At 58.6% G+C, this 11883-nt stretch carries 9 protein-coding genes; 4 read left to right on the top strand and 5 right to left on the bottom strand.

Annotation, left to right across the window (positions count from 1 at the left end):
- Position 1: 1 nt before the first annotated feature.
- The 5 genes from PJL69_RS09505 to PJL69_RS09485 form a co-directional block, all read right to left on the bottom strand.
- The gene (locus PJL69_RS09505) at positions 2-778 is read right to left on the bottom strand and encodes an HpcH/HpaI aldolase family protein (protein ID WP_333781873.1); all 777 of its coding nucleotides are present in this window, start codon (positions 776-778) and stop codon (positions 2-4) included.
- Positions 778-1995, bottom strand: coding sequence for an NAD(P)/FAD-dependent oxidoreductase (locus PJL69_RS09500; RefSeq protein ID WP_271309451.1), 1218 nt, complete (start codon positions 1993-1995; stop codon positions 778-780). The genes PJL69_RS09505 and PJL69_RS09500 overlap by 1 nt, the downstream gene beginning before the upstream one ends.
- Complete coding sequence (locus PJL69_RS09495; protein ID WP_271309450.1) at positions 1995-3701, bottom strand: hydantoinase B/oxoprolinase family protein; 1707 nt, start codon at positions 3699-3701, stop codon at positions 1995-1997. Before PJL69_RS09495 ends, PJL69_RS09500 begins: the two co-directional genes overlap by 1 nt.
- Positions 3698-5785, bottom strand: a complete 2088-nt coding sequence (locus tag PJL69_RS09490) for a hydantoinase/oxoprolinase family protein (RefSeq protein ID WP_271309449.1) — start codon at positions 5783-5785, stop codon at positions 3698-3700. The genes PJL69_RS09495 and PJL69_RS09490 overlap by 4 nt, the downstream gene beginning before the upstream one ends.
- A 93-nt stretch (positions 5786-5878) precedes the next feature.
- Positions 5879-6787 carry a LysR family transcriptional regulator gene (locus PJL69_RS09485; RefSeq protein ID WP_271309448.1) on the bottom strand — a complete coding sequence of 303 codons (909 nt, stop codon included), beginning with the start codon at positions 6785-6787 and terminating at the stop codon, positions 5879-5881.
- A 202-nt stretch (positions 6788-6989) separates the two neighbouring features.
- Between PJL69_RS09485 and PJL69_RS09480 the strand changes: the two genes are divergently transcribed.
- Genes PJL69_RS09480 through PJL69_RS09465 form a run of 4 tightly spaced genes read left to right on the top strand, consistent with a single transcriptional unit; the run spans position 6990 to position 11865 of the window.
- Positions 6990-7994, top strand: coding sequence for a Gfo/Idh/MocA family protein (locus tag PJL69_RS09480; RefSeq protein WP_271309447.1), 1005 nt, complete (start codon positions 6990-6992; stop codon positions 7992-7994).
- Positions 7991-9562 carry an acyl CoA:acetate/3-ketoacid CoA transferase gene (locus PJL69_RS09475; protein ID WP_271309446.1) on the top strand — a complete coding sequence of 524 codons (1572 nt, stop codon included), beginning with the start codon at positions 7991-7993 and terminating at the stop codon, positions 9560-9562. The genes PJL69_RS09480 and PJL69_RS09475 overlap by 4 nt, the downstream gene beginning before the upstream one ends.
- Complete coding sequence (locus PJL69_RS09470) at positions 9559-10326, top strand: enoyl-CoA hydratase/isomerase family protein (protein WP_271309445.1); 768 nt, start codon at positions 9559-9561, stop codon at positions 10324-10326. Before PJL69_RS09475 ends, PJL69_RS09470 begins: the two co-directional genes overlap by 4 nt.
- 3 nt (positions 10327-10329) lie before the next feature.
- Positions 10330-11865 carry an aldehyde dehydrogenase family protein gene (locus tag PJL69_RS09465; RefSeq protein WP_271309444.1) on the top strand — a complete coding sequence of 512 codons (1536 nt, stop codon included), beginning with the start codon at positions 10330-10332 and terminating at the stop codon, positions 11863-11865.
- Positions 11866-11883: the final 18 nt, after the last annotated feature.

The following is an 11883-nucleotide window of genomic DNA, read 5'->3' as shown; positions in this document are numbered from 1 at the left end:
TTTAAGTTCCTGTAGTTTGAGCTTTTAGGTCAGCGAGACGTTGGTCCGCTGCTTGGGCGAGAAGGCCCGTATCCGAGCCGCAAGCGACAAAGGTGAACCCCGCGCTGAGCAGTCTGCGTGCAAATGTGACGTCAGAAACCACCGTACCAACGGGAATGCGTTTGCTGATTAGGCGCATCGCAAGCGGCAGAATTTTGGCCCAGACATCGTCATGCATGGCCTGACCAAGATGGCCCATTTCCGCCGCGATGTCTGCCGGCCCGAAGAACACGCCATCAACGCCATCAACCGCGGCGATCTCATCAATATTGTCGAGTGCCTGAAGGGTTTCCACTTGCACCAAGACGGCGGTCTGTTTTTCAACTTCGGCAAAGTAGCTTTTGTCGCGTCCGTAGGCGGTGGCGCGGGTGGTGCTGCCGACGCCACGAATGCCGCGTGGCGCAAAACGCGTTGCGGCAACCGCTGCGGCGGCTTCCTCTGCACTGTTCACCATTGGAAAGAGCAGGCCCGGCGCGCCCATATCCAGCAGGCGTTTGACTTTGACCGGGTTGTTCCAATCTGGACGCACAAGCGCGGTGGTTGCGGCGCTTTCAAGCACGCGCAGCTGATCTTTCACCGTGGAAAGATCATTGGGGGAATGCTCCATGTCAATCAGCGCCCAGTCAAAGCCGGAATGGCTCACAATCTCTGTGGATTGCGCTGTGGCCATGCTGAGCCAGATGCCAATTTGCGCCTGGCCTGCGCGCAGAGCGGAGAGGAAAGGGTTCGGGGCTACCATCAGATCACGGCCTTTTCGACGATTGGTGTGTTGGTCAACACACGTTCGAACGCAAACGGGGACATGTCCAGTGCGCGATAGGTGCCGTAGGTGATCCATTCGGCCATGGCGCGGCCCATTGCAGGGCTTTGCTGCAGCCCATGTCCGGAGAAGCCGTTTTGGAACAGGAAGTTCTCGACCTCCGGGTGGGGGCCCAGAATGGCGTTTTGATCCAAGGTGTTAAACGCATAGTGGCCAGCCCATTCGGTGACCACTTTGATGGCCTCAAACTGAGGAATGCGGGTCGCGATGATCGGCCAGACGTGATCCTGCCAGCGATTGTGATCCATGTGGAAATCATCAAAATCCACGGCTGGATCTGGATCAGGGGCGGCGCCTGCCAAATAGGTCTCTGGGCCATCCTGTCGGAAGTGGACACCGGAGGGATCGATGGTGAGCGGCAGCTCCATTGGCAGGGGCTGTTCAGCGGAGAAAATCCAGGTGAAGCGTTTGCGGGGCTCTACAGGGATCTGGATGCCAGCCATTTCGGCGGTGCGTGCGGCGCGCGGGCCGGAGGCATTCACGACCTGACCACAAGCGACCACATCCCCGGAGGCCAGCGTGACAGAGGTGATTTTGCCCGCTTCGCGTGCCATGGCGACCACTTCGCCTTGAACGTATTCCACACCCCGTTCGCGAGCGGAGCGGCGGAACCAGTCAAACACTGCGCCGCCATCCCAATAGCCTTCGTCCTTGGTGTTGATGGAGCCTAAAACGATGTCATCCACGTTATAAAACGGATAGCGGGCTGCGATCTCTTCTGCGGTCAGCAGTTCTGTGTCAGCCCCGGCAGCGCGCTGAATTTTCTGGTTTTCACGCAGGGTTTGCGCAAAGCCGTCATTGTCAGCGAGATAGAGGTAGCCGTAGCTTTGGATATCAAGCTCAGGGACACGTGCATCGCCACCCATGTGGCTGCGCAGGTTTTTGACAAAATCCGCTGCAAACTGCGAAATCTGCACGTTGAGCGTGTTGGAAAACTGCTGCCGGATGCAGGAGTTTGTATGAGCGGTGGAGCTGAATTCGTAAGATGGGTCTTTCTCAACCACCAAAACAGAGCCTGTGAAATCAGGGTTGTCGGAAAGAAACCATGCGGTGGCAGAGCCCATGATGGCCCCGCCGATGATCACCACATCATAGGATGTTTTGGTTGGTTTGGTTGCCCAAGTCTGTGCTGCCATTAAAGCGTGTCCCCCAGATTTGCCCGCGCCAGGGCCTCGGCAATTTCATCGGCCGAGATGTTGTAGTGCTGTGCTGCGTGCTCTGGAGTGATGTAGCCTAGGGCCAGGTCGCGCTTGATGCTCTCCTTGTCACGCGCCCGAGGGTTACCGTAGCCTGCGCCGCCAGGGAAGGCCATTTGGACAACTTCTCCGTGTGAAACGAAGTGTTTGCCTTTTCCCGGCATGGCGGAGCCATCGCCGCGTGTGATGTGGGTTGCGCCACCGGGTTGGCCGTCGCGGCGGCCCTGGGCTGGGTGGTTCACACGATCCAGCATGAGGGAGATGTCAAACTCGTGCCCTTCGCGGGCGCCAACATCCATATACTGGCCCAAGCCACCGCGGAATTCGCCCGCGCCGCCGCTGTCCGGGCGCAGCTCTTTGCGCCAGATGATCACCGGGCCGACCTGTTCTGTGGCTTCAACCGGCATGGTCATAACGCCAGACGGGAAAGCGGTGGTGCTCATGCCGTCCAGCGTGGGGCGTGCACCGGATCCACCGGAGTTAAAGGTCAGCACTTCTGCGCGGGTTGCATCTTTGGGTGCAGGCGCATCGGTGCGGGGCCGCAAGGAGAGCTGGAAGTTGCACAGGCATCCGGCGCCTTCGGCAGGCACCATATTGGGCAAAAGCTGATCCAGCGCGTTGTAGACCGTGTCTGGCACCATGTGGCCAATCACGTGGCGCAGCGCGACGGGGGCGGGAAACTTTGCATTAACGATGCTGTTGTCCGGCGCGGTGATTTCAAATGGGGCGAGGGAGGCCGCGTTGTTGGGGATCTCTGGAGCGATGGCGCATTTGAGCGCGTAGCAGGCGTAAGCCTTGGTGTAGACCAACGGCACGTTGATGCCTTTTTTGTCGAGCCCCGAGGTGCCGTTCCAATCGCTGAGGATGCGGTCTTTTTCGATGGTCAGGGTGACATGCAGGTCGATGGGCTTGTCATAGCCATCAATGCGCATGTGGCCCGAGGCCGTGCCGGGTGTCAGCGCATTGATTCGTGCCAGCGTGGCAGCGCGCGAGTTGGTCAGGATGAAATCCGAGATACCGGTGAGGTCAGAAAGCGCGAATTCTTTGACCATGTCGATCAGGCGCTGATGGCCAATGTCATTGGAATTGGCGAGCGCATAGATGTCGCCCACCAGCTGATCAGGTTCGCGCACGTTGCCGCGAATGATGCTGAGGAGGGTGCGATCCACGTCGCCTTTGTGGGCGAATTTCATGATCGGGATGTACAGGCCCTCTTCGTGGACGTCATTGGCATCGGCGCCAAAGCCGCGCCCGCCAATGTCGGTGACATGGGCCGTGCAGGCAAAAAAGCCAATCAGCTTGCCGCCGAAGAAAGAGGGGGTCACAACGGTGATGTCGTGTTTGTGGCCTGTGCCTTCCCACGGATCATTGGTGAGGTAAACATCACCCTCAAACATGTTGTCTGGCCCGATGCGGCGGATGAAGTGCCCCACGGCATCGGCCATGGCGTTCACGTGGCCCGGCGTGCCGGTGACGGCCTGTGCGAGCATGTCGCCGGACGCATTGTAGACCCCGGCGGAGAGATCGCCTGCCTCGCGTACGGAGGTGGAAAAGGCTGTGCGGACAAGGGCTTGTGCCTGTTCTTCCACCACTGAGATCAGGCGGTTCCACATGACTTGATACGCGACTTTGCTGTGCTGTGTCATTTGCGTGTCTCCTTCAGGCGCACATCCAGAGTGCCGTCTGTGTGGGTCAAAACTTCGCGGCTGCTTGGCACAACGACGGTGGTTTCATCCTCAGTGATGAGGGCAGGGCCTTGGGCGATATGGCCTGTGGGCAGATCTGCGCGCGCGATCACGGCGGCGTCGACAGTTTGCGCAAGGGCAGGATCAAACAGGGGCCGCGTGTTGTCTGATTGCGTAGCCTGCACTGTGGTGACGTCGGCCAGAGGGGTTGCCGCCTCCTGCGCGGTATAGGCGTTTACCGACCAGACCGTGATTTCCATTTCCATGCCCTCGACAGCGCGGCCAAAGAGGGCCTCATAGTCGCGCTCAAAGAGGCGTTGGAAGGTCTCCATCTCCGGGTTTTCTGCCTGCAGTGCTGTCAAAGTGATGGGGATTTCCCAGCCCTGACCTGCGTAGCGCATGTAGATTTTATGGTCGCGTAGGATCTCAGCTTCGGCATCACAGGACCGCACGAAACGTGTGGCTTCATCAGACATGTCGGCAAAAAGCGCTTTGACCTTTGCCGCGTCAAACGCGCCGAGGCGCATAAAGACGGAGCGGTTTGCCTCAAAGCTGAAGGGCGCACGCAGGAAACCGATGGCAGAGCCGACGCCCGCACCTTGGGGCACGAGACAGCGGGACACGCCGAGCTTTTCACAGAGTCGTGCGGCGTGCAGCGGAGCCGCGCCGCCAAAGGCGATCATGGTGTAATCGCTGAGGTCTTCGCCATTTTCGACAGCATGCACGCGGGCAGCGTTGGCCATGTTTTCATCGACCACTTCCGCCACGCCAAAGGCCGCTTCCAATGCATCCATATCAAGCGTTTTGCCAATGGCATCGGTGAGTGCCAGTTCGGAGTTTACCGGATGCAGCGGGATGGAGCCGCCTGCAAAATTCTCTGGGTCAAGCTTGCCAAGAATCAGATCTGCATCCGTCACCGCCGGTTCTTCGCCGCCGCGCCCATAGCAGGCCGGACCCGGCTCTGAGCCAGCGCTTTCCGGGCCGACGCGGATCTGGTTCATGGCGTCCACATGGGCGATGGAGCCGCCGCCGGCACCAATTTCAACCATGTCGATTACCGGGATCGAGATGGGCATGCCAGAGCCTTTTTTGAAGCGATAGGTGCGCGCCACTTCAAACACGCGGGCGGTTTTGGGGGTCTGGTCCTTGATCAGGCAGATCTTGGCAGTGGTGCCGCCCATGTCAAAGCTGAGCACTTTGCCCAGGCCGTGTTTGGCGGCGATGTCTGCGGCAAAAATCGCGCCCCCGGCGGGGCCACTTTCCACAAGGCGTACTGGGAAATCCGCAGCACTTTCCAAGGACATAATACCGCCACCTGAGTGCATCAGGAATACGGGGCAGGCTGCGCCTTCGTCAGCAAGGCGGGATTTCAGGCGGCCCAGATAGGATTTGATCAGCGGCTTGATATAGGCATTGGCGATGGTGGTGTTGAAGCGTTCGTACTCGCGCATTTGCGGGGACACTTCACAGGACAGAGAGACCATCACGCCGGGTAATTTTTCGGCCAGAACCTCGGCGATGAGGCGCTCGTGTGTGTCATTCACATAGGAATGCAGAAGGCCCACGGCGATGCTTTCATATTCGGCCGCGCGCAGCTCCTCTGCGAGGGCTTCAACCTCTTGCAGATCCAGTGGAATCAGGCGGTTGCCGTTGGCATCCATACGCTCACTCACCACGTAGCGGCGGTTGCGTGGCAGCAGTGGTTCGGGCAGTGTGAGGTTCAGATCATATTGTTCAAAGCGGCTTTCGGTGCGCATTTCGATGACATCGCGAAAGCCCTTGGTGGTGATCAGCGCGGTTTTGGCTCCGCGGCGTTCGATCAGCGCGTTTGTGGCCAGTGTGGTGCCGTGGATGATTTGAGAGATCGCGGCAGGGGAGACGCCTGCTTTGGCGCAGACCTGATGCATGCCGTCAACAATTGCGTTCTCCGGTGCGGCATAGGTGGTGAGCACTTTGGTGGAGTGCCGCGCGTTGTCAATTTCCAGCACCACGTCGGTGAATGTGCCGCCAATGTCTACGCCCAAGCGGGCCGCTTCTGTGGGCATGGGGTGCCTCTTTCCTGTCAACTTGGGCGCAGGTTAGAGGCAGTGCGATCATGAAATCCAATTATTAGATTGGATGCATAAGATAAAGAAAATTTATCCTGTGGCGGCGTCTGCGTGTTTTTGCGCTTCGATCTGCGCCAAATCGGCTGCTGCGCGCACAAAGCTGGGGCAGGTGTCGGCGTCAAATCGGGCGAAGAATTGCAGCGCATCGGGCACCCAGAGGTAGCGCAGAGGCATCAGAATGCCGTTGGCAAGATCCTCACGCACCATCGCTTCTGGCAGGCAGGCCACGCCCAGTCCGTCGCGTGTCATCTGGTGGCAGGCAGCGAGATTGGAGGAAGAGACATGGCGCACAGAAATGTCTTGAAAGGCCGCGAAGTGGTCTTGCATCTGCTCGTAGGGAATCGTTCCGCGCGCGTGGGTGAGGACCGGATGTTGCGCCAGATCGCGCAGCGAAAGCACTTTGGTGCTGATGTTGAGGCTGGGGGCGCCAACCCACATCATGGGCAGGGGCCCAAGGTCTGTGTTGCCGGTGGTGGTTCTGAGAAAGGGGCCATTTTGCAGTGCAAGATCGAGCCGTTGCTCGGAAATTGCATCGGACAGGTTCATCGAGAGGTCGACCGTCAGATCAACGTCAATGTTTGGAAAGCGTGCCTTGAGCGCCTTAAAAAATGCGCCAAGCCAGGTATGGACAATCATCTCTGTCACACCGATGCGCAGGGTGCCGTCAAACAGGCTATCATCCTCTGCCGCGAGCAAAAACCCATCCATAGCGCGCAGCACAGACCGTGCTTCGATGAGCATTTTCTCCCCCATTGGCGACAGGCGCACGGAGCCCGCGTCCCGCGCCATCAGTCGGTGGCCCACTTGTGTCTCGAGGCTGGAGATTCGACTGGAGATATTGGGTTGGGTTGTGTTGAGCTTGTCAGCAGCGCGGCGGAAGCTGGCGAGATCGGCGACTGCCACAAAGGCCTGAAGCTGTTTGAAGCTGATTTGTGCCATGTGGCCTCCGTTTGCCGACTTGAGCGTTTTAAAACAGCGGGCAGTTTATTGAAAGCACTGTCGTTTTTGTCTGAATTTGGATGAGCGACAAAAATAGAGAAAAAGTCGTTGCAAAATTTAGAACGTTCCAATTATGCTGCAATTTGAGGATTGGATCGTTCCAAAACATTGGCGCTGATCCGAAAAGGGAGGCGAGATTCTGATGCGTTGGGTTTTTGTTGGGGCGAGCACAATTGCGTCTCAGTACATGCTTGGAGCAGTGCGGGCGCAGGATGGTGGCGAGATTGCTTGGGTGGTGAGTGGATCGGCCGCGCATGGCGCCGCTTGGGCGGCGGAACATGGCGTGCCCAATGTCACCACAGATCTGGCAGAGGCGCTGGCGGATGACAGGTGTGAGGCTGTTTATGTGTCTTCCACCAATGAAAAGCACCTGCCCCAGGCGATGGCGGCCATCAAGGCGGGCAAACATGTGTTGTGTGAAAAACCATTGGCCATGCGCATCACGGAAGCAGCGGGCATGGTGCAAGCGGCAGAAGAGGCTGGTGTAACATTTGCAACCAATCACCACCTGCGTTGCTCTGGCTCCCATCGCGCCATGCGGGCGCTGATTGCGGAAGGCAAGATCGGCAAGGTGCTGTCGGTCCGTCTGTTTCATGCGGTGCATCTGCCACCACATCTGCAGGGCTGGCGCATCAACGACGCAGCCGCCGGTGGGGGGGTGATCCCCGACATCACCGTGCATGATGCTGATGTGGTGCGCTTTTTGTTGGGCGAAGACCCTAAGCGTGTGGTTGCACAGATGGTGGCCTCTGGCATGGGTGAGGGGGTTGAGGACAGCGCGATGTCCGTCTGGACCATGCCGAGCGGTGCCATGGTGATGAGCCACGAGAGTTTCACTCATCCCTTTGCAGGCAGCGGGCTTGAGGTGCATGGCACGGAAGGCTCAATTTTTGCCAATGGTGTGATGACGCAAGAGCCTGTGGGCGAGGTTGAACTGGTGACGGCGGCGGGCCGTGTGCCGGTCGAAGTCTCTCGTCATAACCTTTACGAACAGGGCGTTTCAGATTTCTACAGCGCGGTTGCGGGCGCAGGGCGTGCGGCGGCGGACGGGCCTGATGGTGTGAAGTCGCTCGCCGTGGCGATGGCGGTGCGGGATGCAGCAAAACTGGGTCAGGCCGTCGATGTGGATTATGGAGACATTCAATGAGCAAGCTGGTTTCAGCAAGCCAAGCAGTGGCGCGGATCAAAGATGGCGCGGTCGTTTCGGTTTCTTCGAGTTCGTCGCTCGGCTGTCCCGATCTGGTGCTCAAGGCGATTGGGGCACGGTTTGAAGCGGAAGGGCATCCGCAGAACATTACCTCGATTCATCCGATTGCCGCCGGGGATATGTATGGTGTCAAAGGCATGGATTACCTTGCCCAGGACGGTTTGCTGTCTCGCGTGATTGCCGGCTCTTACCCTTCCGGGCCATCAAGCCTTGAGATGCCAGCGATCTGGAAGATGATCGTTGAAGACCGGGTCGCGGCCTATAACGTGCCCTCCGGCATTCTGTTTGACATGCACCGCGAAGCGGCGGCCAAGCGGCCCGGCGTACTGACGCAGGTTGGTTTGCAGACCTTTGTGGATCCTGTGCGTGAAGGCTGCGCGATGAACGACAAAGGCGCCGCAGCTCCGATTGTCAGCCGCGCTGAATTTGGCGGGCAGACTTGGCTGCATTTTCCAAACATCGCACCGGATGTGTGCATTCTACGGGCCACCACCGCGGACGAACGCGGTAACCTGACCTATGAGCATGAGGGTGCCTATCTTGGTGGGCTGGAGCAGGCGATTGCGGCGCGCAACAATGGCGGGCTGGTGATTGCGCAGGTCCAACGCGTGACAGCCAGCGGCAGTCTGCGGCCACATGATGTGCGGGTGCCGGGGCATCTGGTGGATCTGGTCGTGATCGACGCCGATCAGAAGCAGACCTGCGAAACGCCGTATGATCCTGCGATCAGCGGACAGGTTATGCGCCCATGGGACAGCTTTGCATTGGCAGAGTATGGCGTGGAGAAAGTGATTGCGCGGCGCGCGGCGATGGAGCTGACCAAAGGGCAAACCGCCAATCTAGGCTTTGGCATCAGCGCAATGGTGCCGCGGATTTTGCTGGAAGAGGGCCATCCAGAGGCGGTGACATGGGCCATTGAACAAGGCGCTGTTGGGGGCGTACCACTCACGGGATTTGCATTTGGATGTGCTTCCAATGCAGATGCATTCGTACCAAGCCCCCAACAGTTTATTTATTTTCAAGGCGGCGGGTTTGACATGTCTTTCTTGTCCTTCCTTGAGGTCGATGTGCAGGGCAATGTGAATGTCTCCAAGCTGGGTAAAAAACCTTACCTGACAGCTGGTTGCGGCGGGTTTGTGGACATCACGGCGCGGGCGAAGAAGATCGTCTTTTCCGGCTGGTTTGAAGCAGGGGCCCAGATGGACCTGTCTGAAGATGCGCTGAAGGTGGCAACGCCAGGTAAATTCACTAAGATGGTGGATCAAGTGGAGCATGTGACCTTCTCTGGCGCGCGGGCGCGGGAGACCGGTCAGGAGGTTCTCTATATCACTGAACGGTGTGTGATCCGGCTCACGGACCAGGGATTGGTGGCCACTGAAATCATGCCAGGTATTGATGCGCAGGCTGATATTGTCGGGCCGACCGAAGGCCGGGTGCGTGTGGCGGAAAATTCGACGGTCATGGATAAGGCGCTGCTGAGCCAAGCGCCAATAGGGCTGGTGCTGTGAGCGGGGTTGCGCTGCAGGTTGAAGGTGGGGTTGCCACGCTGACGCTTCAGAATGAGGCGAAATACAATGCGCTTGATGTTCAGATGCTGGAGGATCTGGAAAGGCACGTTGAAGAAATCGAACGTGACCCAGAGGTGCGTGTCCTGATCCTGACAGGCGCTGGGCAGAAGGCGTTTTGCAGCGGGGCAGATATTGCGGCCTGGGGCAGCCTGACCCCGGCGGAGTTCTCGCGCCATTGGGTGCGCGGGGGGCATCGGCTTTTTGACCGGATTGCAAGATTGTCCAAACCGTCGATTGCGGCGTTGAACGGACATGCCTTTGGGGGCGGACTGGAGCTGGCCACGGCGTGTGATCTTCGGATTGCGTCTCCCAGGGCGTTGTTGGCCCTACCCGAGGCACGTGTGGGGATCGTGCCCGGGTGGTCCGGTACGCAGCGTTTGGTGCGCCTGATGGGGGAGTGCCTTGTCAAAGAGATGGCCCTCTTTGGCCGCCGGATAGAGGCGTCGCGGGCGATGCAGACAGGTTTTGTCTATGAAATTGCGGAGGATCCCCTGTTCGCGGCTCAGACGCTGGCGCAGGCGCATATGGCGCTGTCGCCGCGTGCGACGGAGATTGCCAAGGCGATGATTTTGGCCGGGAGCGGCGAAGACAGTGCCGCGATGATTGATGCGCTGGGCAGTGCAGCGATCGCAGCGAGTGACGACAGAGAAGAAGGCGTTGCTGCGTTTATGGAAAAACGCGACGCGCAGTTTACGGGGAAATAATCAATGAGCGAGCTTGCGATACGGCCGTCGATTGGCTTTGTGCCTGCTGCGGAGCCTTTTGAGGGGCGTCACTTGATTGACGGCGCTTGGCAAGGGAGCGCCGATGGGGCGACCTTTGAGCGGATTTCTCCAAGCCACGGTGTTGTGGTGAGCCGTTCGGCACAAGGCAGCGCCGCAGAGGCAGAGGCGGCGGTTTTGGCGGCAGAGCGTGCGTTTGACGCAGGGGTCTGGAGCGGGATATCGGGCAAAGAGCGTGCCACTGTTCTGTTGAAAGTTGCGGATCTGATCGAGGCCAATGCGGACCGTATGATCGAACTTGAGGTGCTGGAAAGCGGCAAGCCGATTGCACAGGCCCGCGGGGAAGTGACGGGCGCGGCCGATCTTTGGCGCTATGCGGCGAGTCTGGCGCGGACAGTGCATGGCGACAGTCACGACACACTGGGCGAAGACATGGTTGCCATGGTCCTGAAGCAGCCCATTGGCGTTGTGTCGATCATCACACCTTGGAATTTTCCGTTCTGGATCTTGAGCCAGAAGCTGCCCTTTGCGCTGGCGGCGGGCTGTACCTGTGTGGTGAAGCCTTCAGAAATGACGCCAAGCACCACGGTGATGTTGGGCGAGTTGCTGATTGAGGCTGGATTGCCGGCGGGTGTGTGTAACATCGTGCTGGGCTATGGTGAGCCGGTGGGCAGCGTGCTGGCGGCGCATAAATCGGTTGCGATGGTGAGTTTTACCGGGTCCACCCGCGTTGGTAAAATGATCAGTGAGGTTGCCGCCGATACGTTGAAGAAGGTGGCCCTGGAGCTGGGCGGAAAAAACGCACAGGTGATCTTTCCTGATGCGGATCTGGAGGCTGCGGCGGATGCGGTGGTGTTTGGCACCTATTTCAATGTCGGACAGTGCTGTAACGGATCAAGCCGTGTGATCGTGCACAAAGATATTGCGGAGGCCTTTGTGGAGCGTGTTGTGGCGCTGTCGCGGAAGGTGCGTTTTGGCGACCCTATGGATGAGGCCACACAGGTCGGCGCGATTGTGACCGAAGCGCACAATGTGCAAATTCACAAACATGTGGAAGCCGCACAAGTCGCCGGTGCGAAGGTCGTGCTGGGTGGTGGGCCGTTGAATGTGGATGGTTTGAGCGATCAGTTTTATCAACCAACTGTTTTAATTGATGTGAGCGCTCACATTGGGGCTGCACAAGACGAGATTTTTGGTCCAGTGTTGTCGGTGATGACATTTGACTCGCTGGAGGAGGCGGTCACATTGGCCAATAGTACGGATTACGGGCTGTCTGCGGGCGTATGGAGCGACAGTGTCCATACCTGTCTGGAATTTAGCCGCCGCGCCGAGGCCGGTACGGTTTGGACCAACACGTGGATGGATGGCTTTCCTGAGGTCACCTTCGGCGGGGCAAAGCAATCCGGCCAGGGCAGAGAAATCGGGCGCTATGGCTTTGAGGAATTTATGGAGGTGAAATCGGTTGTGATGCGGATCGGGAATACCCGGGCGCGTTGGGTGACCGACACAAACGAGGAATAACGAAAGAAACTTCGCAGA

The organism is Shimia sp. MMG029, from assembly GCF_027947445.1.
Lineage (GTDB): Bacteria > Pseudomonadota > Alphaproteobacteria > Rhodobacterales > Rhodobacteraceae > Shimia.
The sequence above is the reverse complement of the archived record's forward strand: the minus strand, read 5'-3'. Positions and strand labels throughout refer to the sequence as shown.